The organism is Ciceribacter sp. L1K23 (genome assembly GCF_018122705.1).
GTDB lineage: Bacteria > Pseudomonadota > Alphaproteobacteria > Rhizobiales > Rhizobiaceae > Allorhizobium.
The window spans coordinates 306,110-330,716 of sequence record NZ_JAGRRC010000002.1; the positions used below are offsets into that span (position 1 = coordinate 306,110).

The following is a 24,607-nucleotide window of genomic DNA, read 5'->3' on the forward strand; positions in this document are numbered from 1 at the left end:
AAACAAACGGCGGCCCGAAAGGCCGCCGTCATCGTGACAGTCTGCAGTCTTTTCCGCCTCAATCGCGGTTGCGTCGGGCCGGGAAGAGGATGACGTCGCGGATCGACGGGGCGTTGGTCAAGAGCATGATCAGGCGGTCGACGCCGATGCCGAGGCCACCCGCGGGCGGCATGCCCTGGTCGATCGCATCGAGGAACTCGTCGTCGAGCTGCTTGTCCTTCTCGCCGCGCGAATGGGCCTGTTCGAGCTGCTCAACCATGCGCCTGCGCTGTTCTTCCGGGTCGTTCAGTTCGGAGAAGGCGTTGCCGACTTCCCAGGCGTTGCAATAGGTTTCGAAGCGCTCGACGAGGCGCGGTTCGCCCGGCACTTCCTTGGCAAAGGGCGAGATGTCCTTCGGGAAATGCGTGACGTGGCTCGGCTGGATCAGCGTGCCCTCGACCTTTTCCTCGAAGATGAAAGCGAGGCATTCGCCCCAGGTCCAATCCTTCTCGACGGCAAAGCCGGCAGCCTTGGCGGCGGCGCGGGCTTCCTCATCGGTCTTGATCGCAAGGAAGTCGATGCCAGTCGCTTCCTTGACGGCGTCTGGCATCGGCACGCGCTTGAAGGGACCCTTGAAAGAGAGCGTCTTGTCGCCATAGGTGACGTCGCTCGAACCGTGGATCGTGACGGCAAGCGTCTCGAACATGCGCTCGACAAGGCCCATGATGTCCTCGTAGTCGGCATAGGCCCAGTAGCATTCCATCATGGTGAATTCGGGATTGTGACGGGTCGACACGCCTTCGTTGCGGAAGTTGCGGTTGACCTCGAACACCTTGTCCGACAGGCCGGACACGAGCGTGCGCTTCAAAAACAGTTCCGGCGCGATGCGCAGGTACATGTCCATCTTCAGCGTGTTGTGGTGCGTCTTGAACGGCTCAGCCGTGGCGCCGCCGTAGACGGTCTGCAGCATCGGCGTCTCGACCTCGAGGAAGCCTTCGCCTTCCATGAAGCGTCGAATGCCGGAGACGATCTTAGAGCGCTGCTGGAAGCGCAGCTTGGATTCCTCGTTGCTTAGGATATCAAGGTGACGTTTGCGATAGCGCAGCTCGATGTCGGCGAGGCCATGATACTTCTCCGGCATGGGGAGCAGCGTCTTGGTCAGCATGGTGATTTCATGCGCGTTGATGGTCAGCTCGCCACGCTTGGTGCGACGCACCTGGCCCTTGACGCCGATGATGTCACCGAGGTCGATCATCGGTAGAAGCGCGCGCGCTTCCTCCGGGGTGGTGTCCTTGTGGGAGAAGATCTGGATCTTGCCCGAGGCGTCATGGATATCCATGAACATGCCTGAGTTGCGCGATGAATAGACGCGGCCGGCGACCGTGACGATGTCGTCCGACTCCTGATCCGGCTCAAGACCGGCGTATTTCTCGGCGAACTCCGCATTCGTCAGCGTACGGTGGAAATGCGCCGGATAGACGTCGCCGACGGTCTTGCGCAGCTGGTCGAGCTTCTGGCGGCGGACTTCCGTCGGGTCGGAGGAGAGGGCGGTTTCGGTCTTCTGTTCGGTCATCGTGTGTTGCCTTTGAGGGCTCAATTCGTTTCGGTTCGCCGGCTGGCGGCGCATTTGGCTCCTCCCGGGCGGGGGAGGGCCTTGCTCAGTTCTGGGCGCCTGCCATCGACGTCAGCACCTGGATCGCCACCTTCAACCGCTGTCGCACGACCGAGCGGCCGAGCAGCGCCATTGAGTCAAACAGCGGCAGCGAACGCTGGCTGCCTGACACGGCGACGAAGAGCGGCGGGGTGACGACGCGGAGCTTCTTGCCCATGCGCTCGGAAATCGCGCGCAGCTCTTCCTCGATGGTCGTGACATTCCATTCGAGGATCTTTTCGAGATCCGCCTGAACGGTCGTGACGATATCGAGCGTCTCGGCTGGGCTGGTCTTCAAGCCGCCGAAGGAGGCGGGGGTGAGGCCCACATCGTTGGCGAGCAGGAAGCCTGCGAGCGGCGGCAGTTCGCCGAGCTTGGTGACGCGGCTCTGGGCGAGCTTCAGGCCTTCGACCAGTCGGTCGTTCTCTTGTGCCCAGTCGAGCGTGCGGGCGACGAAGTCTTCCGGTGTCAGCTTCTCGCGCAGCCAGCGGCCGTTTAGCCAATCGAGCTTCTGGATGTCGAAGATCGCGCCGGCCTTGTTAAGATGGTCGGGGTCGAACTTCTCGATCAGCTCTTCCATCGACAGCAGTTCCTCGCCTTCGGCGATCTGGATGAAGAACAGGCCGAGGAAGTTCATCAGCGCTTCCGGCAGGTAGCCGAGGGCCGAGTAGTAGGAGATCGAGGTCGGGTTCTTGCGCTTCGATAGCTTCGACTTGTCGTGATTGCGCATCAGCGACAGGTGCATGAACTTTGGCGGCTCGAGGCCGAGATGTCGATAGATCAGGATGTGCTTCGGCACCGAAGCCAGCCACTCCTCGCCGCGCGCGACGTGGGTGATCTTCATCAGGTGGTCGTCGACGACATTCGCCATGTGGTAGGTCGGCATGCCGTCGGCCTTTAGGAGGACCTGCATGTCGACGCTTTCCCACGGGATCGACACGTCGCCATAGACGCCGTCGTGGAAATCGCAGGAGCCTTCCGTCGGCACCTTCAGGCGCACGACGGAGGGTTCGCCGGCTTCCATGCGGGCTGTCACTTCTTCGGCCTTCAGGTTTAGGCAATGCCCGTCATAACCCGGGGGCTTGCCGGCTGCACGCTGGGCCTCGCGCATAGCTTCCAGCCGCTCCGGCGTGCAGAAACAGCGGAAGGCACCGCCGTCGCGCACCATCTGCTCTACGAAGGGGCGGTAGATATCCTTGCGCTCGGACTGGCGATAGGGACCGTAGGGGCCCCCGACATCAGGGCCTTCAGACCAGGTGAGACCCGTCCACTTCAGCGCGTCAAGCACCTTCTGCTCGAACTCTGCGGTCGAGCGGGTCGCGTCGGTGTCCTCGATGCGCAGGATGAACTCGCCGCCGAATTTCCTGGCGAAGAGATAGTTGAACAGCGCGATGTAGGCGGTCCCGACATGGGGTTCGCCGGTCGGGGAGGGTGCGATGCGGACGCGGACGCCTGATGTGCTCATAGGAAAATGCCCGTACTGATTAACGTGGCCGTGATCGCAGGCTTGTCGCGAGGATCAGCGAGATGTGACTGAAAGCGGGAAAAACATACGTCGGCTATCGCCGATGGCGGGTTTTCCCATCCGGTTGGCCTTAGGCCATATTCATGGGAACACGTCAAGGGAAAGTGCCGGATTGTCAGGGCAAGTGCCGCTGGCCTCGGCATTGCGCAAGACGCGGAACCAAAGCTGACCGTGCTCGTTTTCCAAACGGAATGTCGGTCGTGTCAACCGGACGCGACGGAGATGGAGAACATGGCGGTTTTTCCGGTTTCTCGCCATGGCCAACGAAGTGGCAGTCGAGCTCCCCACCCGTCCGACCGACGTTTCATCCCATTCAGTTCAACGGCCAGACGATCAGCAGTGCCGGCACCGCGACCAGGACAATAAGGACGGATAGCGGGAAGCCGAGCCGGGCGTAATCGGAAAACCTGTATCCACCCGGTCCCATCACCAGCGTATTGCACTGGTGCCCGATGGGCGTGAGGAAATCGCAGCCTGCACCAATGGCGACGGCCATCAGAAATGCTTCAGGATTGTATCCGAGTCCGCTCGCGAAGCTCGCCGCGATCGGCGCCATGACGAGAACAGTGGCGGCGTTGTTGAGGAAAGGCGTCACGGCCATCGCCGTTATGAGGATGAGGCCGACGGCGCCCCACGCGGGCAGGTCGCCTGCGATCATGTTGAGCCAACCGGCAATCAGGTCGCTGCCGCCGGTTGTCCGGAGCGTGTCGGCGACGGGTATCAGTGCGGCCAGCATGACAAGGATGGGGCCATCCACGGCCCGGTAGACTTCACTGACGGGGACTACACCAAAGGCGACCATGGCGAGGGCGGCGGCGAAGAATGCGATGGCCACTGGCGCGAGGCCAACTGCTGTCGCTCCCATAGCAATTGCAAGGATAACCAGCGGAATGAGAATGTTCCGGTCCGTTCCGAGAAGGATCTCGCGCTCGGCCAGCGGCAGGCAGCCGAGTTCGGTCAGGATCGAGGGCATCTGCTGACGCAGGCCCTGCAAGAGAACGACATCGCCCGATCTCAGCGTCAGTTCGCCCAGCCGCTCGTTGATGCGCTTGCCCTGGCGACTGACCGCGAGGAGGTTGACGCCGAAGGTGTGGACGAGGGAAAGCTCTTTCGCGGTCTGCCCGATCAGGGGGGAGCCCCGGCCTATCACGGCTTCCACCGAGGAGATGTCGCCCCTTTTCTTCCGCCCCACCGTCGTGTCACCGCTGAAGGCCAGATTGCCTTGCGACACGATCCTGTCCAACGCTTCCGAAGGTCCATTGAGCAGAATGACGTCGTCCTCGCGCAGGAGGATGTCTGCAAATGGCGAGAGCCGCGTATCGCCGCGAAGCACGGCAGTTGCGGTCACGTCTCCACCGCCCAATTGGAGCAGGTCGTGAAGGGTCTTGTCCGCAGACGACGACTGCCTTGTCACCACGACTTCCGTTGCGAATGCCGATGCCTCCAGCGCCTCCTGCAATGAAGGGTTCTGGTTTTCGCGGCGCGGCACGAGCCAATAGAAGAAGATCAGGAACACGATGCCAGCCACCGCCAGTGTCGCGCCGACGGGTGTAAAGTCGAACATCGTGAACGGCTGTCCCGTTATTTCCTGTCGGAGTTTCGAAACGGCGATGTTCGGCGAGGTGCCGATCTGCGTCATCAGCCCACCGAGAAGCGCGCCGAACGACATGGGCATCAGGAATACGGAGGCTGTCACCCCCGAGCGGCGAGCGAACTGGAAGGCGACCGGCATCATGATCGCCAGGGCGCCGATATTCTTGATGAATGCCGACAAGACGGTCACACTCACGAGAAGAAGAAGCATCTGGCCACGCAAAGACGACAGAGCCGGGAAAAATCGCTTGATCGCCAGATCGACAACGCCTGATCTCGCAACCCCCGCGCTGACGATCAGTGCGCTTCCGACGATGATCACCAGATCGTCCGAGAAGCCGGAGAAAGCCTTGTTAACCGGCACGAGGCCAAGCGTGACCGCGGCAACCAGTGCCACACAGGCGACCACGTCGTAGCGAAACTTTTCCCAGAGGAATGCCGCCATCATCAGGGACAGCAGGATGAAGGCCAGACTCTGCTCGTAGGTCATCTTGCTCCCGAAAACTGGGTTGTGGACCGGATATGCAAATCGCTCTCCACCGATTTCATAGTGACTGCGAGCAAACAGGCAACCCAATAAAAGAAGGCCTTCGCTGGGGAAGGCCTTCCATTGTCCGGATCAGTGGCTCGCAACGCCCGTGCTCGCGTCTTTCTTTCGCTTTCGTCTGGCAAACATATTCAGCACTTCCACGAGGGCGGAGAACGCCATGGCGGCATAAATGTAGCCCTTTGGAACGTGGAACCCCATGCCTTCGGCGATCAGGGTCGTCCCGATCATCAGCAGGAAGGCAAGCGCCAGCATGACGATCGTCGGATTCTTCTCGATGAAGTTCGCGAGCGGTGTGGCTGCCACCAGCATCACGGTCACGGCCACTATGACGGCGACGATCATGATCGGCAGGTGCGGTGTCATGCCGACGGCGGTGATGATGCTGTCGATCGAGAACACAAGGTCGAGCAACAGGATCTGGCCAATGGCGGACGCGAAGTTGTTGATCGCAGCGCCGCCGCCGACCATGTCTTCCTTGTGGTCGACGGGATCGACGTTGTGGTGGATTTCCTTCGTCGCCTTCCACACGAGGAACAGGCCGCCGGCGATCAGAATCATGTCCTTCCAGGAGAAGCCATGGTCGAAGATCGTGAAGACCGGTGTTGTCAGCTGCACGATCCAGGCGACCGTTCCGAGCAGGCCGAGCCGCATGACGAGGGCGAGTCCGATGCCGATGCGGCGAGCGCGTTCACGCTGGTTTTCCGGCAGCTTGTTCGTGAGGATCGAAATGAAAATGAGATTGTCGATGCCGAGAACGACTTCCATGACGATGAGCGTCACGAGTGCGATCCAGGCCTCGGGGCTCTGAAGGAGGAGGATTATGTCCTGCATGTAGGGCGATCCGGGGTTTGCGGTGGCAAGGCGATATCATGGAACGTGCCAGGCGCAAAGATGATCGACGTCCGGTTCAGGAACCCGCTCGATAGGTCTTCAAGAACATCGAGACGGCGCTCATTACGACCCTGTCGACTTCCTCTGCAGCAGGCGGCCCCTTGATGTCGTCAAAAAGCCGCAGCTTGAAAAAGGTTCCGGTCGACAGGTCGATGAACTGGCGGGCTGCAAGTTCGATATCGGGGATAACCAGGGCGCCGATCGCCACCTGGCGTGCCAGGAATTGTTCCAGGACCGCCTTGGCGTTGTTGGGCGTGGTGGCAAAAAACCGGCGACACAGGCCGGGCATGCGATCGACCACTCCGAGAACGGTGCGCATAGCCGGCACCATGTCGCTCCCGGTCACCTGTTGGACGAACGCGCGGGCGAACCGTTCGAGACCGTCGGCGGCGTCGTTCGTGCCGGCCATGACATCGCGAAGCGATTCCGCAAAGCGCGTCTTTTCCCGGTCGACCAAGGCGGCAAACAGTTCTTCCTTGCTGGAGAAATAGACATAGATCGTGCCCTTGGAGACGCCGGCTTCGCGCGTCACATCGTTCATGCTCGCGGCATCGAAGCCGAGTTTCATGAATACGCGGCGCGCGCCGTCGATGATCTGTTCACGCTTCGCAGGATCGGCGCCGGCCGCAAACCGCGTGGCTGGTGTGCCGAGACCATTGTCGGCGCTTTGCTGAGCTATGTCGTTTGTCTTCACCATCGATCTGGCCGTTAGCCTCAAAATGTTAACTTTATCGAACCGCGCGGTTCGATTGCCCTTGATATGGGGGATAAAACGCTCTATGTCAAATCGAACCGAACGGTTCAGTTCGATTATCTTCAGTTCACCAAGACGGTCCAATTCCATGTCAGGCTCACAGAGAACAGGTGCAGTTCGTTCGCTTTCCAATGATGAGGAAGCGGAGGTCATCGACGTCCGGAGCGAGGCGCCTGCTCCGGCAGCTGCCGCATCCGTGGACACGGCCCCTCCGAAAAAGCGTCGTTCTCCGGTCTTGCCGGTCATCGTCGCGGCGCTGCTCGCGGCGGGAGGCTGGTACGGCTATCAGTGGTGGACCGATGGCCGCTTCATGGTGTCGACCGAGGATGCTTACATAGAAGGCGATATCGCGATCATTTCACCGAAGGTCTCTGGTTATGTTGCTTCGGTGAGGGTGAGCGACAACCAGGTCGTCAAGGCCGGCGAACCGCTCGTCGTTCTCGATGACGGGGATTACCGCATCGCCGTCGATCAAGCCGAGGCGCAGTTGAAGAGCCAGCATCTTGCGCTCGATCGCATTGACGCACAGATCAAGGGTGCGGAAGCCAGCCTGCTGCAGGCAAAGGCACAGCAGCAGTCATCCTCCGCGAGCCTCGACCTCGCTCGCCTCTCGCTCAAGCGCGTGACCGGTCTTCAGGCGCAAAACGTCGTCTCCACTGCCGATCTCGACAGCGCCCGCACGCAGTTCGAACAGGCTGAGGCCAATATGGCTGCGGCGGATGCGAACATCGCTGCCGCGGATGCGCAGATTTCGGTGCTCAAGGCGCAGCGCGCTGAGGCCGATGCGAGCATCCGCTCTGCCGAACTCGCGCTCCAGAAGGCGCAACGCGATCTCGACTTCACCGTCCTGAAGGCTCCCTACGATGGTGTTGTCGGCAATCTGGCCGTTCAGACCGGCGATCTCGTCTCGACGGGAAAGCGTCTTGCGGCGCTGGTTCCTGTTCGGGATCTCTATATCGAGGCGAATTTCAAGGAGACGCAGATCGCTCACCTGGAGCCGGGCTCCAAGGTCAATATCCATGTGGATGCCTTTGGCGATGATCCGCTGGTGGGTACGGTGACGTCGATCGCTCCGGCGTCCGGCTCGGTCTTCTCCATGCTTCCTGCCGAAAATGCCACGGGCAATTTCACCAAGGTCGTGCAGCGCGTGCCCGTGCGGATCGCGATCCCGCAGGATGCGCTGGATGGAGGACATCTGAGGGCGGGCCTGTCGGTCGTCGTCGATGTCGATACCCGCACCGCTCCCGCCGGCGCCGCGCTCGCGGCCAAGTAAACCGTCGGAGAAAGGCGGGTTCGATCATGGCTGGATCAGTGACAGCGGCGCCGGTTGCCGGCGCTCACAACGCCGAACGCATGGATCCGAAGAGGGTCATCGCGTTTTTCGCGATGGTGTTCGGGATGTTCATGTCGATCCTCGACATCCAGATCGTTTCGGCCTCTCTGGCCGAGATCCAGGCCGGACTTGGGGCCGGCTCGGAAGAGGTCTCCTGGGTGCAGACTTCCTACCTCATTGCCGAGGTCATCATGATCCCGCTGTCGGGCGCCCTTGCGCGTATTGTCTCGACGCGCGTGATGTTCTCGGTGTCGGCTGCCGGCTTCACGCTCGCCAGCGCACTTGCCGCGACGGCGACCAGCATCGATCAGATGATCGTCTACCGCGCGCTGCAGGGTTTCATTGGCGGCGGCATGATCCCGTCGGTGTTCGCGGCCGCCTTCACCATTTTCCCGCCGTCGAAGCGAAACGTCGTTTCGCCGATCATCGGTCTCGTCGCCACGCTGGCGCCGACGGTCGGTCCCACCATCGGCGGCTACATCAGCCATGCGATGTCCTGGCACTGGCTGTTCCTGATCAATGTCATCCCCGGCATTATCGTGACGGCCGTGACCTGGCGCCTTATCGACTTCGACAAGCCTGACTGGTCGCTGTTCAAGAAGTTCGACTGGTGGGGACTTGCGTCCATGGCGCTTTTCCTCGGCACGCTGGAATACGTGCTGGAGGAGGGCAACAACAAAGACTGGTTCAGCGACGAGCACATCGTGATCGGAACCGTCATCATGCTGGTCGGCGGACTGATCTTCTTCTACCGGGTCTTCAAGGTGGACTTTCCGGTCGTTGACCTTAGGGCATTCGCGAACCGAAACTTCGCCTTTGGCTCGCTGTTCTCCTTCATCATGGGTGTCGGGCTCTACGGGCTGACCTACCTCTATCCGCTCTATCTCGGGCGCATCCGCGGTTACGATTCCCTGATGATCGGCGAGACCATGTTCGTTTCAGGCGCGGCGATGTTCATGACCGCGCCCGTCGCCGGCATGCTGTCGAGCAAGCTCGACCCTCGCGTCATGATGATGATGGGTTTCGCGGGGTTTGCCCTCGGTACCTACATGATGACCGGCATCACCGCCGACTGGGATTTCTACGAACTGCTGGTGCCGCAGATCCTGCGTGGCTGCTCGCTGATGATCTGCATGGTTCCGATTAACAATATCGCACTCGGCACCTTGCCTCCCGATCGCATCAAGAACGCCTCGGGCCTCTTCAATCTGACGCGCAACCTTGGCGGCGCCGTCGGTCTTGCGATCATCAACACCGTGCTCACCCAGAGGACCGACGAACATTACGCGCGGCTCTCCGAGCATGTGAGCTGGAGCAACCGTTCCGCGCTCGACTGGCTGAACAGCGTTGGCGCCAACTATGACAGTTACGGCCTGGACGGCAGCGTCACCGCCATCAAGAAGCTTTCGGGCATTGTCACGCAGCAGTCCTGGCTTTTGTCCTTTATGGATGTGTTCATGGGGCTGACGTTCCTGTTCGCGGGACTCATCGTTCTCGTTCTCATGATCAAGAAGCCCGCTGCTGCGGCCCCCGCAGGTTCCGGACACTGACCTGATCCACCGCCCGTGTCCGCCTCGCGCCGCTCCGTTTCAACGGGGCGGCGTTTTCTTTTCCGGCTTTCGAACTCTGCGTGACGATTTCTGATTTACGTACCTCAGAAATTCGGATAGGGGTGCTGCCGGAGGAACAATGAAGCCCACCGTCCACGACATTGCCGCCCATGCCGGCGTGAGCCTCGCCACGGTGGACCGCGTCCTCAACCGGCGTCCCGGCGTACGTGGCGTCACCCGTGACAGGGTGGAAAACGCGATCGTCGAACTTGGATATGTACGGGACGTGGCCGCGGCCAATCTCGCCAAGAGCAGGCTCTATCCCTTCGTTTTCATCGTTCCGACCAGCGATAACTCCTTCATGGTGGCGCTTCGCCGAGAGGTCGAGGAGGTCGCCAAGCGGGGCGCCATCGACCGGCTCGACCTGCGCGTGGTCGACGTTCCTGCTTTCGATGCAGCGGCGCTCGCCAGGGCAATCGAGAACGTGAGGGCAGACGGACCTTCGGGAGTAGCATTGGTCGCCGTCGACGCACCTGAAGTCGCAGATGCCATCAACCGCCTCGTCGAGGACGGGATTCCGGTGGTGACGCTCGTGTCGGACCTTCCGACATCACAAAGGCAGCATTACGCCGGTATCGACAACATCTCCGCAGGCCGAACCGCGGCAAGCCTGCTTGGACGCTTTGCCGGCGGACGCCAGGGATCGCTCTTAGTGCTTGCGGGTTCGATGCTGGTGCGGGACCATCGCGAGCGGCTTGAGGGCTTTCAGAGCGTCGTCGCCTCGGACTTTCCATCGCTTTCGGTGCTGCCGGTTCTCGAGGGACGGGACGATCCGAAGATCGCTGAAGACCTCGTCACCAACGCGCTTAGACATCATCCGGACGTTCTGGGCATCTACAGTCTTGGCGCCGGCAATCGTGGCCTGGTTCGGGCGCTAGAGCGGCGATCGGCGGAAACGCACATTTTCACGATCGCCCATGAATTGACCGGCACGACGCGTAAAGCGCTGCAACTCGGGCTGATCGACGCAGTGCTGAACCAGGATCCTGGGCACGAAGTCAGAAGCGCCATTCGTGTGCTCAAGGCCAAGGCCGACAAACAACCGATCGTCGAGGCACAGGAGCGCATCCGTCTCGACATATTCCTGAAAGACAACCTGCCCTGAGAGGCGGAAGGGAGCGAAACATGTATCTGGGATTGGATCTCGGCACTTCCGGTGTGAAGGCCATGCTGATCGACGGCGACCAGAAGGTCATCGGCGTCGGGCATGCGGCCCTCGACGTCAGCCGTCCGCATTCCGGCTGGTCCGAACAGGACCCTGCCCATTGGGTTCGGGCGACAAAGGAAGCGGTCGCGAACCTCAAGGTGAAGTTCGGCAAGGAACTGGCTGCCGTCAGGGGTATCGGTCTTTCAGGGCATATGCACGGGGCGACGCTCGTCGGCGAAAACGGTGACGTGCTGCGGCCATGCATCCTCTGGAACGACACCCGCAGCCATGTCGAAGCGGCGGAACTCGATGCCGATCCGGCTTTCAGAGCGATCACCGGCAACATTGTCTTCCCGGGCTTCACCGCGCCGAAGCTGGTCTGGGTCGCCCGCTACGAGCCTGATGTGTTCGCCAAGATCGCGAAGGTGCTGCTGCCGAAGGATTATCTGCGGTTCTGGCTCACGGGCGAATACCTGTCGGAGATGTCGGATTCGGCAGGCACCTCGTGGCTCGATACCGGCAAACGGCAGTGGTCCAGCGAGCTTCTGGAAAAGACCAACCTCACGGACAAGCAGATGCCCGCTCTGGTCGAGGGGACGGAGGCTGCCGGCGGCCTGAGGGCCGATCTCGCGGCCGAATGGGGCATGGCGCCCGGCGTCGTCGTTGCTGGCGGGGCAGGGGATAATGCGGCGTCGGCCTGCGGCATGGGCACGGTCGCCGAGGGGCAGGCTTTCGTGTCGCTCGGCACGTCAGGTGTGCTGTTCGCAGCCAACGGTTCCTACCTGCCGAAGCCCGAGAGCGCTGTGCATGCCTTCTGCCACGCGCTCCCCAAAACCTGGCACCAGATGGGTGTTATCCTGTCCGCCACGGATGCGCTCAACTGGCATTCGCACGTCACCGGCAAGTCGGCGGCGGAACTGACCGCTGAGCTCGGCGATACGTTGAAGGGACCAAGCGGCGTAACCTTCCTTCCCTATCTCTCCGGCGAGCGTACGCCGCACAACGATGCGAAGATCCGTGGCGCGTTTATCGGTCTCGGCCATGATTCTGATCGCGCCGTGTTGACGCAGGCGGTGGTCGAAGGCGTAACGTTTGCGATCCGCGACAGCCTTGAGGCCCTGAAATCGGCTGGAACCCAAATCGACCGCGTCACCGCCATCGGCGGTGGGTCGCGCTCGCGCTACTGGCTGGCCTCGATCGCAACGGCGCTCGGCATGCCGGTCGACATTCCGGCAGACGGCGATTTCGGCGCCGCCTTCGGCGCGGCGCGGCTTGGTCTCATCGCCGCGACCGGTGCCGATCCGCTTTCCGTCTGCACCGCGCCTGAAACCGCCGAGACGATCGAGCCGGTCTCGGCCCTTTCAGGCGCTTACGAGCAGGCCTATGGCCGCTATCGGGCGCTCTACCCGGCGATCAAAAACATCTGAAGCTTCGCCTCCCTGTCAACGGGAGGCCTGACGTCTATTCCAAAAGGAGGGAATACCCATGAGCACAGGTTTCTTCGGCAAGACGCAGAAGATCAAATACGAAGGCCCGGACAGCACCAATCCGCTGGCCTACCGGTTCTACAATCCGGATGAAGTCGTTCTCGGCAAGCGGATGGAAGATCATTTGCGTTTCGCGATCGCCTACTGGCATTCGTTCGCCTGGGAGGGCGGCGATCCGTTTGGCGGCCGCACCTTCGACCGCCCGTGGTATGGCGACGAGATGAGCAAGGCGAAGCTCAAGGCAGATGTGGCCTTCGAGATGTTCAGCCTGCTCGGCGCACCCTACTACTGCTTCCACGACGCTGACGTGCGTCCGGAAGGCAAGACCTTCGCGGAGAACACGAAGAACCTCAACGAGATCGTCGACTACTTCGCCAAGAAGCAGGAAGAGACAGGCGTCAAGCTGCTCTGGGGCACGGCGAACCTCTTCTCGAACCGCCGCTTCATGTCGGGCGCCTCGACCAATCCCGACCCCGACGTCTTTGCCTACTCGGCCGCGACCATCAAGACCTGCATGGATGCCACGATGAAGCTTGGCGGCGAGAACTACGTGCTATGGGGCGGTCGCGAAGGTTACGAGACGCTGCTGAACACCGACCTGAAGCGCGAACTCGACCAGATGGCGCGCATGCTGCACATGGTCGTCGAGTACAAGCACAAGATCGGCTTCAAGGGCACGATCCTGGTCGAGCCGAAGCCGCAGGAGCCGACCAAGCACCAGTACGACTATGACGTGGCGACGGTTTACGGCTTCCTCAAGAAGTACGGCCTCGAAAACGAGGTGAAGATGAACATCGAGCAGGGCCACGCGATCCTCGCCGGCCACACGTTCGAGCACGAGCTGGCGCTCGCATCGGCGCTCGGCATCTTTGGTTCGATCGACATGAACCGCAACGACTACCAGTCGGGCTGGGATACCGACCAGTTCCCGAACAATGTTCCGGAAATGGCGCTCGCCTACTATCAGGTGCTGCAGGCCGGCGGCTTCACCACGGGTGGCACGAACTTCGACGCCAAGCTGCGCCGTCAGTCGATCGATGCAGAAGATCTCCTGATCGGCCATATCGGCGGCATGGATTGCTGCGCGCGCGGCCTGAAGGCAGCAGCGAAGATGATCGAGGACAAGGCGCTGTCGAAGCCGCTTGCCGAGCGTTATGCCGGCTGGGATGCTCCCGAAGCCCAGAAGATGCTGAAGGGCGACTACACGCTCGAGCAGATCGCGGCGCGGGTCGAGAAGGAGAACATCAATCCGGCGCCGAAGTCCGGTCGCCAGGAATATCTGGAGAACGTGGTCAACCGCTACGTTTGACAGGTCGTCACGATGCAAAAAGCGAGGCGGGGTGTGCGAGCACCCCGCCTTTTCTTTATGTCTTGCCTGGCATCGTCACCGATCCGCGCACCACGAGATCGGGCATGATCAGGATTTCCTTCGGAGATACCAGAGGTTCCGTCAGCGTTTCGAGCAACAGTGCCATGGCTTGCCGGCCGATCGCCGATCGGGGCTGGCGGATCGTCGTCAGTGCGGGGGTCATGTAGGTCGCCTGCGGCACGTCGTCGAAGCCGATGACGGAGAAATCCCGTGGGAGATCGTAGCCTCGGGCGGCCAAACCGTTCATGACGCCGATCGCGGTGGCGTCGTTGACGCACATGAAGGCGGTCGGAAGCGTGTCGCGCATGAAGAGCTGTTCAACGGCCAGCCGGCCGCTTTCGATCGTACCCTCGCCGTCGATCACCATGCGTTGGCCGACGGGGATGCGGGCCGCCTCCAATGCTATGTCGTAGCCCTTACGGCGTCTGACATGCCCCAGCCGCGTCTTGGAATCGCCGATGAAGGCGATGGAGCGATGGCCTGAGGCCAACAGGTATTCGGCCGCCTTGCGCGCGCCTGCCGTATCGTCGACACCCACGTAAGGAAGCGCACTTCCGAACACCGGTTCGAAGACCGCCACTGTCGGCGGCAGGCGCTGTCCCATCTCGCGTGCGCCAAACGGCTCGTGACCGGTGAAAAGCAGCAGTCCGGCTGCCTGTCCGGAGTTCAGGAATTTCAGGTATTCCAGGCCCCGCTCCGGGTCGTTCTGAGTGTGGCCTATCAGCACGCCATACCCATGTGCACGGGCCTCGTTTTCCAGGCCGATCAGGATCGACGAAAAGTTGGGATCGCCGATGTCGGGCGCAAGCACCAGGATCATGTTGGAACGGCCCATGCGCAGCGACCGGGCCATCGCATTCGTGGTGTAGCCGGTGATCGCAATCGCCTGGTTCACGCGCTGGCGTGTTGATTTGGCAACCTTTTCAGGGGTGTGGATAGCCCGGCTGACGGTCGCGATCGATACTTCCGCAAGGCGGGCGACGTCCTCGATCGTGGCAGTCGGCTGGATGGACACGGCGTGTGGTTATCCTGTGCTGGGAATCGTCCGCGACCCTAGTGCCTCTCGTGCACGGGCGGAAGCTGTCCGATGCGTGAAAATCCACAATGATTGAAAATGTAAACCTTTACATTGGGCATGTAAAGGTTTACACAATCCTCAAGCGGTCGAGGAGCCGCAGGGAGGAAATCATGGACACTGGTGGAAGCGCGCCACGCGTTCCCGTGCTGGCGGCCGAGCGGGTTTCAAAGAGCTTCGGAGAGGTTCAGGTCCTCTTCAGCGTAGACTTTGATGTGCTGCCCGGCGAGGTGCATGCGCTGGTCGGAGAGAATGGCGCCGGAAAGTCCACCCTCGTGAAGATATTGTCGGGTTTTGAGAGCCCGACCTCGGGCCGTCTCCTTTTTGATGGCAATCCGATATCGCTTCCGGCCAACAGCGCCGCCGAAGCGCTTGGCATCATTCTGATCCATCAGGAATTCAATCTCGCGGAACACCTGACCGTTACCGAAAGTCTTTTTCTCGGGCGGGAGGTCAGCCGCTTCGGCGTTCTTGACCGAAAGACAATGCGGGCGGAGACGCGTCGCGTGCTCGATATGCTGGGAACGAATATCGATGAGGACGCGCTCATCAGCTCGCTGGCCGTCGCCGACAAGCAGATGGTGGAGATCGCAAAGGCGATCAGCCGTGATGCGCGTGTGATCTTCATGGACGAGCCGACCGCGGTTCTTTCGCGGGAAGAGACGGACGTGCTGTTCGAACAGGTCCGGAAGTTGAAGGCTGGCGGAACCAGCTTCGTCTTCGTGTCCCACAAGCTCGACGAGGTCATGGAGCTCAGCGACCGGGTCACGGTGCTGCGGGATGGCCAGTGGGTCAAGACCGCGCCGACATCGCTGCTCGATGGCGAGGCGATTGCGCAGTTGATGGTCGGGCGCGAGCTCTCCACACTCTATCCGGGAAAGCATGAGCCGGATGTGGACGAGACGGTCGTCCTGTCGGTGCGTGATCTGACGACAGGCTATGTTCGTGATGTGAATTTCGATCTGAGAAAAGGCGAGGTCCTCGGATTTTCCGGTCTCATCGGGTCGGGCCGGACAGAGGTGATGGAGGCGGTGATCGGCTTGCGGCCGCGCGCGAAGGGCGAGGTGCTGGTCAACGGCGTCTCCCTTCCGTCCTCCCAGTTGAAGGCGGCCACGGATCTGGGTCTCGCCTACATGACCAAGGATCGCAAGGGACGTGGTTTGCTGCTCGGGGAGGGCATGACGCCCAATCTGACGCTTCAGTCGCTCGGGCAGCATGTGCGTCGCGGTTATCTCGATCCCGCGAGCGAAGCCAAGGCGATGGCGCGCGCCAAGCGCCGCTTCGACATACGGGTGCGGGACGACAATGTCCGGGTCGGGCGTATGTCGGGCGGCAACCAGCAGAAGCTGATGCTGGCGAAAATCATGGAGACGGAGCCGCAGATCATCATCATCGACGAGCCGACGCGCGGCATCGATGTCGGAACCAAACAGCAGATCTACCACTTCATCGCCGCGCTCGCGCGCGAAGGGCGATCGATCATCGTGATCTCGTCGGAAATGCCGGAGATCATCGGGCTTTGCACCCGTGTCGCGGTGATGCGCGAGGGTCGACTGGTGGGAATGCTGGAGGGAGAGGAAATCTCCGAGCAGACGATCATGCGCTATGCGGCGGGGCTCAGGAAACAGGCGATCGGCTGAAACGCCGGCGAGCTGAACAACAATATCCGGCCGGGCGGCCGACGGGAGGATGAACGTGAATACCAGTGCAGGCAACGACGCAGAAGTCGCAACAAAACGCAGCCGGTCCTGGCGCGATGTCGATATGCGCGCCGTTGCGCCGTTCGCGGCGCTGATCCTTCTGCTGATCGTCGGAGCGCTGGTCAATCCGAACTTCATCGGTCTCACCAATCTTGCCAACGTCGCGACCCGCAGCGCCTTCATCGCGATCATCGCCGTCGGCGCGACGTTCGTGATCTCATCGGGCGATCTCGATCTGTCGGTCGGCTCGATGGTGGCCTTTGTTGCCAGCCTCATGATCCTTTTCATGAATTCGGGCGTGATCACCGATCCCTCCTTGATGTTGACGGCATCGATCGTGGTCGCCGTCGTCATCGGCGCTGGCTGCGGTCTCTTCAACGGCCTCATCACCACGGTCGGAAAGATCGAGCCGTTCATCGCGACTCTTGGAACGATGGGGATCTATCGCGGGCTGACCACGTGGCTGTCACAGGGCGGTGCAATCACGCTGAGTTCGCAGGAACTGCAGAGCCTGTACCGCCCAGCCTATTTCGGCTCGATCCTCGGGATTCCCGTGCCGATCGTCGTCATCCTCGGCGTCACCGCCGTTGCCGCCTTCGTGCTCTACCGGACCCGCTACGGCCGTCATGTCGTCGCCGTCGGCTCCAGTCGCGAGGTGGCACGCTATTCCGGCATAAACGTCGACCGCGTCCGCACCATAGCCTTCGTCATCCAAGGGCTCTGCGTGGCGATCGCGGTCCTGCTCTACGTCCCGCGCCTCGGCTCCACATCGGCCACGACCGGCATCCTGTGGGAGCTGCAGGCGATCACGGCCGTGGTCGTCGGCGGCACGGCGCTTAAGGGCGGCGCGGGCCGGGTTTGGGGCACGATCTGCGGCGCGTTCATTCTCGAACTCGTCGGCAACATCATGCTGCTTTCGAATTTCATCAGCGAATACCTGATCGGTGCCATCCAGGGGTCGATCATCATCATCGCAATGCTCGTCCAGCGCTCGCTGACGCGCAAAGCGTGAGGCGGCCGGGCTCATGGGGTCGCCCGGTCTCACGCCGAAGGACCCCGGTCACATTGGGAGGAACCAACATGTACAAGAGATTGATGGGCGTTGCGCTCGCCATGACGGCGATGATCGGAATTGCCCAGGCACAGGAGACGAAGACCCTCGGCGTATCCATTCCGGCCGCCGACCACGGCTGGACGGCTGGCGTGGTCTACCACGCCAATCGCGTTGCCGAGCTGCTGATGAAGGAGCATCCGGGTCTCAACGTCGTCGTGAAGACATCGCCCGATCCGGCAAGCCAGGCGAACGCCCTTCAGGATCTTGAGGTCCAGGGTATCGACGCTCTGGTCATCCTGCCGACCGATCCGGATCCGCTCGTCAACGCGATCAAGGAAGTCAAGGGCAAGGGCACCTTCGTCTCGATCGTCGACCGTGCGCCTTCGGTCAACGACAACTCGGTCCGTGACCTCTACGTTGCCGGCAACAACCCGGCTCTCGGCCGCGTCGCCGGCGAATACATCAAGGAAAACACGCCCGACGCTGAAGTCGTGATCATCCGCGGCCTGCCGATCCCGATCGACCAGGAGCGCCAGGACGGCTTCGACAAGGGTATCGAAGGCTCCAACGTCAAGGTTCTCGACCGTCAGTTTGGCAACTGGAACCGCGACGACGCCTTCAAGGTCATGCAGGACTTTCTGACCAAGTACCCGAAGATCGATGTGGTCTGGTGCCAGGACGACGATATGGCCGTCGGCGTTCTGCAGGCGATCGAGCAGGCCGGCCGTTCCGATATCCAGTACATCATCGGCGGTGCGGGCTCGAAGGACATGATCAAGAAGGTCATGGACGGCGACAAGATGGTTCCGGTCAATGTTCTCTATCCGCCGTCGATGGTCGGCACGGCGATGGAACTGACTGCTGCGGCGATCTACGACGCGGTTCCGGTCCACGGCACCTATACTCTGGATGCGACCTTGATCACGCCAGAGAACGCGGAAGGCTACTACTTCCCCGACTCGCCGTTCTGATCCTCTCCAGATCATCAAGGCACGACTTCGCCCGGTTCATCCGGGCGAAGTTTCGAGCGGAATATTGTGTGCCACAGCCAAGTCCTTTACTTCTAGCGGCAACGTTGCAGTCATTCTCAGGGAGGAGAAATCATGAAGACGATCAAAGGCCCCGCGATCTTCCTCGGACAGTTCGCGGGCGACGCGGCCCCGTTCAATACCTGGGACGGCATCACCAAATGGGCGGCCGAAAAAGGCTATGTCGGCGTTCAGGTGCCGACCTGGGCGCCTCAGCTGATCGATCTGAAGAAGGCTGCGGAGTCGAAGGACTATTGTGACGAATTCGCGGGCAAGGCGAAGGAGAACGGCGTCGAAGTGACGGAGCTCTCGACCCATCTCCAGGGCCAGCTCGTCGCCGTGCATCCGGCCTATGACGAGGCCTTCGATGGCTTTGCCGCACCCGAAGTGCGGGGCAATCCGAAGGCGCGGCAGGAATGGGCCGTCGAGCAGGTGAAGATGGCGCTGAAGGCGTCGCGCAATCTCGGCATCAAGGCGCATGCGACTTTCTCTGGCGCGCTCGCCTGGCCGTTCATCTATCCCTGGCCACAGCGGCCGGCGGGTCTCGTCGAGGCGGCTTTCGATGAGCTCGCACGACGCTGGACGCCGATTCTCAACTATGCCGACGAGCAGGGCGTCGACGTGTGCTACGAGATCCATCCCGGTGAAGACCTGCACGACGGCGTGACCTTCGAGATGTTCCTGGAACGCGTGAAGAACCACAGCAGAGCCAACATGCTCTACGATCCTTCGCACTACGTGTTGCAGTGCCTCGACTATCTCGACAACATCGACATCTACAAGGACCGGATCAAGATGTTCCACGTCAAGGACGCGGAATTCAATCCGACCGGCCGGCAGGGTGTCTACGGCGGCTACCAGGGCTGGGTGCAACGCGCCGGCCGTTTCCGGTCCCTCGGCGATGGCCAGGTCGACTTCGGTGCGATTTTCTCGAAGATGGCGGCGAACGATTTCGACGGCTGGGCCGTTGTCGAATGGGAATGCGCGTTGAAGCATCCGGAGGACGGCGCGCGCGAAGGCGCCGAGTTCGTCCGGGCGCATATCATCCGCGTCACCGAAAAGGCGTTCGACGACTTTGCCTCCAGCGGCACCGACGACGCCGCCAACCGGCGGATGCTCGGTCTGTGATCGGCTCAGGCGGCCGTTCGAAGGGCCGCGATATCGCAACCTTCCAAGGCTGGAAGGTTGCGCTCGATCCTGTCGACTGTCCAATCCCACCAGGCGATCTGCTGCAAGGCTTCGATCGTCTCGTCATCGAACCGCATCCGGATAACGCGGGCGGGGTTGCCGCCGACGATGGCGTATGGCGGAACGTCGCGGGTCACCACGGACTCGGCCGCGACGATCGCGCCATTGCCGATCGTGACACCCGGCATGATGGTCGCGTTGTGGCCGATCCAGACGTCGTGGCCGACGATGGTGTCCCGGACAGGCAGGTCGTCGTAGCCGTTGATCGTGTCCTGCCGGAAGATGCGAAACGGGTAGGTGGTGAAACCGGCCATGGGGTGATTGGCGGACGAGGTGATGAAATAGGCGCCGCGCGCGATCTGGACGTATTTGCCGATCACGAGCCGCTCCCTGCTGACGGGATAGAGATAGGGTGCCAGCAGAGACGCCGTCTCAGCCTTGGTCCCGGCGTGGGAAAAGTAGCTGAAGTCGCCAATCTCCATTCTTGGATGATCGATGACGTTCTTCAAGTACATCGTCTCCCGGTACGGCGTGCCGTCGGCGAGCGTGATCGGATAAGCAAGGTTCGGGTCGAGAAGGGGCATTGCAGGAAGACCTCGTTGGAGGCTGGCGGGCGAGCCGGTTCGTTTCAACAGCAAGACGGGCCAAATGGCGCGCTGTCTCGCTTTTACGGGTCTTCAGAAGGTCACGGCACGAGGCTCCTCTTCACGTCGTGGCATCATTTTATGCCGTGATCGCGTGATATTCCAGTGAAACAATCCAATGGAGGAAACTGATGGCAATCGAAGGCAAGGACGAACGGGCTGGCGCGCGGCGTATCAGGCTTGGCATGGTCGGCGGCGGGCAGGGCGCATTCATCGGTGGCGTGCACCGGATGGCCGCGCGGCTCGACGACCATTTTGAACTCGTCGCCGGCGCGCTGTCGTCGACAGCGGAGAAGTCCAAGGCATCCGGCAAGGATCTCGGCCTCGATCCGGATCGCTGCTACGGTTCCTTCGAGGAAATGGCTGAGAAGGAAGCTGCGCGCGCCGACGGCATCGAGGCTGTTTCGATCGTAACGCCGAACCATGTTCACTATCCGGCGGCGAAGGCCTTCCTCGAACGTGGCATACACGTGATATGCGACAAGCCGCTAACCTCGAACCTCGAAGATGCGAGGAAGCTCAAAGCGGTGGCCGACAAGGCGAAGGCCGTCTTCGTCCTGACGCACAATTACACCGGCTATCCAATGATCCGGCAGGCGCGCGAGATGGTGGCGTCGGGCAAGCTCGGGCAGCTACGGGTGATCCAGGCGGAATATGCACAGGACTGGCTGACGGAGGCCGTCGAGCAGACCGGTGCCAAGCAGGCCGTCTGGCGGACCGATCCCAACCAGTCGGGTGCTGGCGGCGCGACAGGCGACATCGGCACGCACGCCTACAACCTCGCTTCCTTCGTGACGGGGCTTACCCTCAAGAGCCTTGCGGCCGATCTCGACAGTTTCGTCGAAGGTCGCCGCGTCGACGACAACGGCCATGTGCTGTTGCGTTTCGAAGGCGGGGCGAAGGGCATGCTGTGGTGCAGCCAGGTGGCACCCGGCAATGAAAACGGGCTGAAGCTTCGCGTCTACGGCACCAAGGGTGGCCTGGAGTGGGAACAGGAGAATCCGAATTATCTCTGGTTCACGCCTTTCGGCGAGCAGAAGCGCCTCATCACACGCAACGGCGCCGGCGCGGGGGCGTCCGCAGGCCGTGTGAGCCGTATTCCCGGCGGACATCCGGAGGGTTACCTGGAAGCCTTTGCAACGATCTACACCGAAGCCGCGCATGCGATCCGTGCCTATCAGAACGGGAGCAAGGCCGATCCGGCGGTGGTTTATCCGACCGTTGATGACGGTGTGAAAGGTGTCGCCTTCGTCGAAGCGTGCGTGGCTTCCTCAAAACAGAACGGCGCCTGGGTCAATCTCTGACCCGGCACCGGTCTGTGACAGCAGGGGTGGCGGCCCCTGCTGTCAACGGTTTTCGATCTGTCAGACGATGGCTGCGCCGGCAAACAGTGCCAGCAGGAGCAGAACCACGAAGATTGCCACGGCAATAAAGAACAGGATCTTTGCGATTCCCGCTGAAGCGGCGGAGATGCCGGTAAAGCCCAGAAGACCGGTGACGATCGAGATTACGAGAAAAATCAAAGCCCATTTCAGCATGAAGAAACCCCTTGCGTTGGTTTTCTGATAAACTGCGGAACCGCAAATTTGTTCCCGTCCTCCTGTTCTGGCCCGCTACACGGTAACACTTGTGAGGAATGCCGGCATTTTTGGCTGGACTGTTCTGAAACGTTGCAGAAATTGGCCGCGTCGGCTTCACTGCGGTGCAAGTTTGGTTTAAACCGCGCCTCGGATCCCAATGAAGCTCAGGCGCAGCTGCGCCGCGAGCGCAGGAGAGCAGATCATGATCGATCCGAAGCAATTCGCCGACCGTTTTCCCGGAGATTTCGTCTTCGGCGTCGCCACCGCCTCATTCCAGATCGAGGGGGCCTCCAAAGAGGATGGTCGCAAGCCGTCCATCTGGGACGCGTTCTGCGCCATGCCGGGACGCGTTTATGGCCGGCATAACGGTGAGGTCGCCTGCGATCACTATCATCGGTGGGAGCAGGATCTGGACATGATGAAGGAGATGGGCGCCTCGGCCTATCGCTTCTCGATCGCTTGGCCGCGGATCATTCCGGAGGGGACGGGACGCATCAACGAGGCCGGCCTCGACTTCTACGACAAACTGGTGGACGGTTTGCAGGCGCGTGGCATCAAGGCTTACGCGACGCTCTACCACTGGGACCTGCCGCTCGCGCTGATGGGCGAAGGTGGGTGGACCGGGAGGTCCACGGCCTATGCATTCCAGCGCTATGCCAAGGTCGTCATGGCTCGTCTGGGTGACCGCCTCGATGCCGTCGCCACGTTCAACGAGCCCTGGTGTTCGGTGTGGCTGTCGCACCTCTACGGCATCCATGCGCCCGGTGAGAAGAACATGGACGCGGCGCTGCATGCCCTCCACTACACCAATCTCGCCCATGGGCTTGGCCTGGACGCGATCCGCCAGGTGGCGCCGCAGGTGCCGGCGGGTATTGTTCTCAATGCGCACGAGGTTATCGCCGGTTCCGACAGCGAGGCCGACAAGGCCGCCGCCGAACGGGCGTTCCAGTTCCACAACGGGGTGTTCTTCGACCCGATCATCAATGGCCACTATCCCGACGACTTCATGTCGGCGCTGGGTGATCGCATGCCTGTCATCGAGGACGGCGATCTCGAGGTGATCAGCCAGAAGATCGACTGGTGGGGGCTGAATTACTATACGCCGATGCGCGTGGCGGACGATCCCACACCCGGCGCCGAGTTCCCTGCGACCGCAGGGGCACCTCCCGTTTCCAAGGTCAAGACCGACATCGGCTGGGAAGTCTATGCGCCGGCGCTGAAGTCGCTCGTCAAAGGTCTCTACGACCGCTACGACCTGCCCGAATGCTACATCACCGAAAACGGTGCCTGCTACAACATGGGGCCGGAAGGCGGTGAGGTGAATGACCAACCGCGCCTTGACTACTATGTCGAACACCTTGGCATGGTCGCCGACCTCATCCAGGAGGGCATCCCAATGCGCGGGTATTTTGCCTGGAGCCTCATGGACAATTTCGAATGGGCCGAAGGCTACCGGATGCGCTTCGGCCTCGTCTATGTCGACTACGAGACCCAGGAACGCATCATCAAGAAGAGCGGCAAGTGGTATAGCGCGCTCGCGTCAGAGTTTCCGAAAGGAAACCACAGGTCCTCGGAGCCGGCTTAGGCAAGACTTAACCGGTTCTTCCGTAATCTGTTTTGCCTATCCGCAAAAGAGGTTGCAATGGCTGTCGCATGCGAAGGATGCAGGAATGGATCCGGTCTGGATCTTTCCTTTTCGATGGCTTTCCAGCCGATCGTCAATATCACAGATGGGACGATTTTCGCTCAGGAGGCGTTGGTCCGCGGGCTTGCCGGGGAAAGCGCCGACAGTATCCTGTCGGGCGTGACGGAGATGAACCGTTATGCCTTCGATCAGCAATGCCGGGTGAAGGCGATTGAACTTGCCGCAGCATTGTCTTCGCCCGGGCGGCAGGAGAAGCTGTCGATCAACTTCATGCCGAATGCCGTCTACGAGCCGCGCGCCTGCATCCGCCTGACGCTTGAAACGGCCGAGCGGGTTGGTTTCGCGCCCGAGCGCATCATTTTCGAATTCACGGAAAGTGAGCGGATCAACACCGAGCATGTCCTCAACATCCTGTTCACCTATCGATCCATCGGCTTCAAGACCGCGATCGACGATTTCGGCGCCGGTCATGCCGGGCTCAATCTGCTCGCACGATTCCAGCCTGATATCGTCAAGCTGGACATGGACCTGATACGGGGTATCGACACTGACCCGGCGCGCCGCGTCGTGGTCAAGCATACGCTGGCCATGCTCGGTGAATTCGGCATCACGCCCGTCTGTGAGGGTATAGAAACCGAGGGAGAGCTACGCGCGCTTCAGGACCTTGGTGTCGAGCTGTTTCAGGGGTATCTGCTCGCGAAACCGGGTTTTGAGGTTTTTCCCGAACCGGTTTTCATGGCCGCCTGATCGATCCTCAGGTCATCGGCGAGATATCGGAAGATTTTTCCGATATTTCCCAATTTC

General features: G+C 61.2%; 20 protein-coding genes. 12 read left to right on the top strand and 8 right to left on the bottom strand.

The window, feature by feature from the left end:
- Positions 1 to 58: 58 nt before the first annotated feature.
- From lysS to J5J10_RS20480, 5 genes are all read right to left on the bottom strand, one after another.
- Positions 59 to 1,552 (bottom strand): lysine--tRNA ligase, encoded by a 1,494-nt coding sequence (lysS, locus tag J5J10_RS20460; protein WP_211931525.1) that lies wholly within the window; start codon positions 1,550 to 1,552, stop codon positions 59 to 61.
- 85 nt (positions 1,553 to 1,637) lie between these two features.
- Entirely contained in the window at positions 1,638 to 3,095 is a 1,458-nt protein-coding gene (gene gltX / locus J5J10_RS20465) for a glutamate--tRNA ligase (RefSeq protein WP_211931526.1), read from the bottom strand.
- 373 nt (positions 3,096 to 3,468) lie between these two features.
- Positions 3,469 to 5,238, bottom strand: coding sequence for an SLC13 family permease (locus tag J5J10_RS20470; RefSeq protein WP_208554015.1), 1,770 nt, complete (start codon positions 5,236 to 5,238; stop codon positions 3,469 to 3,471).
- Positions 5,239 to 5,367: 129 nt separating this feature from the next.
- Positions 5,368 to 6,129, bottom strand: a complete 762-nt coding sequence (locus tag J5J10_RS20475; RefSeq protein ID WP_211931527.1) for a TerC family protein — start codon at positions 6,127 to 6,129, stop codon at positions 5,368 to 5,370.
- Positions 6,130 to 6,205: 76 nt separating this feature from the next.
- Complete coding sequence (locus J5J10_RS20480; protein WP_211931528.1) at positions 6,206 to 6,886, bottom strand: TetR/AcrR family transcriptional regulator; 681 nt, start codon at positions 6,884 to 6,886, stop codon at positions 6,206 to 6,208.
- 145 nt (positions 6,887 to 7,031) lie between these two features.
- On the opposite strand from J5J10_RS20480, the gene J5J10_RS20485 reads away from it, so the two are divergent.
- From J5J10_RS20485 to xylA, 5 genes are all read left to right on the top strand, one after another.
- Positions 7,032 to 8,216, top strand: a complete 1,185-nt coding sequence (locus J5J10_RS20485; RefSeq protein WP_208554012.1) for an HlyD family secretion protein — start codon at positions 7,032 to 7,034, stop codon at positions 8,214 to 8,216.
- Between the two features lie 26 nt (positions 8,217 to 8,242).
- Positions 8,243 to 9,826 (top strand): DHA2 family efflux MFS transporter permease subunit, encoded by a 1,584-nt coding sequence (locus J5J10_RS20490; RefSeq protein WP_211931529.1) that lies wholly within the window; start codon positions 8,243 to 8,245, stop codon positions 9,824 to 9,826.
- Between the two features lie 139 nt (positions 9,827 to 9,965).
- On the top strand, positions 9,966 to 10,991 hold the full coding sequence (locus tag J5J10_RS20495; protein WP_211931530.1) for a LacI family DNA-binding transcriptional regulator: 1,026 nt from the start codon (positions 9,966 to 9,968) through the stop codon (positions 10,989 to 10,991).
- Positions 10,992 to 11,011: 20 nt separating this feature from the next.
- A complete protein-coding gene (gene xylB, locus J5J10_RS20500) occupies positions 11,012 to 12,460 on the top strand; it encodes a xylulokinase (protein ID WP_211931531.1) in 1,449 nt (482 codons plus the stop codon).
- Between the two features lie 58 nt (positions 12,461 to 12,518).
- Positions 12,519 to 13,829 (top strand): xylose isomerase, encoded by a 1,311-nt coding sequence (gene xylA / locus J5J10_RS20505; protein ID WP_211931532.1) that lies wholly within the window; start codon positions 12,519 to 12,521, stop codon positions 13,827 to 13,829.
- A gap of 55 nt (positions 13,830 to 13,884) precedes the next feature.
- Here xylA and J5J10_RS20510 read toward each other — a convergent pair whose 3' ends face one another.
- A complete protein-coding gene (locus tag J5J10_RS20510) occupies positions 13,885 to 14,904 on the bottom strand; it encodes a LacI family DNA-binding transcriptional regulator (RefSeq protein WP_211931533.1) in 1,020 nt (339 codons plus the stop codon).
- A 173-nt stretch (positions 14,905 to 15,077) separates the two neighbouring features.
- Here J5J10_RS20510 and J5J10_RS20515 point away from each other — a divergent pair, with 173 nt between their 5' ends.
- The 4 genes from J5J10_RS20515 to J5J10_RS20530 all read left to right on the top strand — a co-directional run bounded on the left by J5J10_RS20515 (position 15,078) and on the right by J5J10_RS20530 (position 19,874).
- A complete protein-coding gene (locus tag J5J10_RS20515) occupies positions 15,078 to 16,604 on the top strand; it encodes a sugar ABC transporter ATP-binding protein (protein WP_211931534.1) in 1,527 nt (508 codons plus the stop codon).
- A 124-nt stretch (positions 16,605 to 16,728) separates the two neighbouring features.
- The gene (locus tag J5J10_RS20520) at positions 16,729 to 17,676 is read left to right on the top strand and encodes an ABC transporter permease (RefSeq protein ID WP_249117000.1); all 948 of its coding nucleotides are present in this window, start codon (positions 16,729 to 16,731) and stop codon (positions 17,674 to 17,676) included.
- A gap of 68 nt (positions 17,677 to 17,744) precedes the next feature.
- Positions 17,745 to 18,689, top strand: a complete 945-nt coding sequence (locus J5J10_RS20525) for a substrate-binding domain-containing protein (protein ID WP_208554004.1) — start codon at positions 17,745 to 17,747, stop codon at positions 18,687 to 18,689.
- A gap of 132 nt (positions 18,690 to 18,821) precedes the next feature.
- Positions 18,822 to 19,874: a sugar phosphate isomerase/epimerase gene (locus tag J5J10_RS20530; RefSeq protein ID WP_211931536.1), complete on the top strand. Its 1,053-nt coding sequence runs from the start codon at positions 18,822 to 18,824 to the stop codon at positions 19,872 to 19,874.
- A 5-nt stretch (positions 19,875 to 19,879) separates the two neighbouring features.
- Here J5J10_RS20530 and J5J10_RS20535 read toward each other — a convergent pair whose 3' ends face one another.
- Positions 19,880 to 20,518 carry a CatB-related O-acetyltransferase gene (locus J5J10_RS20535; protein ID WP_211931537.1) on the bottom strand — a complete coding sequence of 213 codons (639 nt, stop codon included), beginning with the start codon at positions 20,516 to 20,518 and terminating at the stop codon, positions 19,880 to 19,882.
- 191 nt (positions 20,519 to 20,709) lie between these two features.
- Between J5J10_RS20535 and J5J10_RS20540 the strand changes: the two genes are divergently transcribed.
- Entirely contained in the window at positions 20,710 to 21,882 is a 1,173-nt protein-coding gene (locus tag J5J10_RS20540; protein ID WP_211931538.1) for a Gfo/Idh/MocA family oxidoreductase, read from the top strand.
- 60 nt (positions 21,883 to 21,942) lie between these two features.
- Here J5J10_RS20540 and J5J10_RS20545 read toward each other — a convergent pair whose 3' ends face one another.
- Complete coding sequence (locus tag J5J10_RS20545) at positions 21,943 to 22,116, bottom strand: DUF1328 domain-containing protein (protein ID WP_208554000.1); 174 nt, start codon at positions 22,114 to 22,116, stop codon at positions 21,943 to 21,945.
- A 244-nt stretch (positions 22,117 to 22,360) separates the two neighbouring features.
- On the opposite strand from J5J10_RS20545, the gene J5J10_RS20550 reads away from it, so the two are divergent.
- Both J5J10_RS20550 and J5J10_RS20555 read left to right on the top strand, forming a co-directional pair.
- On the top strand, positions 22,361 to 23,743 hold the full coding sequence (locus J5J10_RS20550; RefSeq protein ID WP_211931539.1) for a GH1 family beta-glucosidase: 1,383 nt from the start codon (positions 22,361 to 22,363) through the stop codon (positions 23,741 to 23,743).
- Between the two features lie 57 nt (positions 23,744 to 23,800).
- A complete protein-coding gene (locus J5J10_RS20555) occupies positions 23,801 to 24,550 on the top strand; it encodes an EAL domain-containing protein (protein ID WP_211931540.1) in 750 nt (249 codons plus the stop codon).
- Positions 24,551 to 24,607 lie beyond the last annotated feature (57 nt).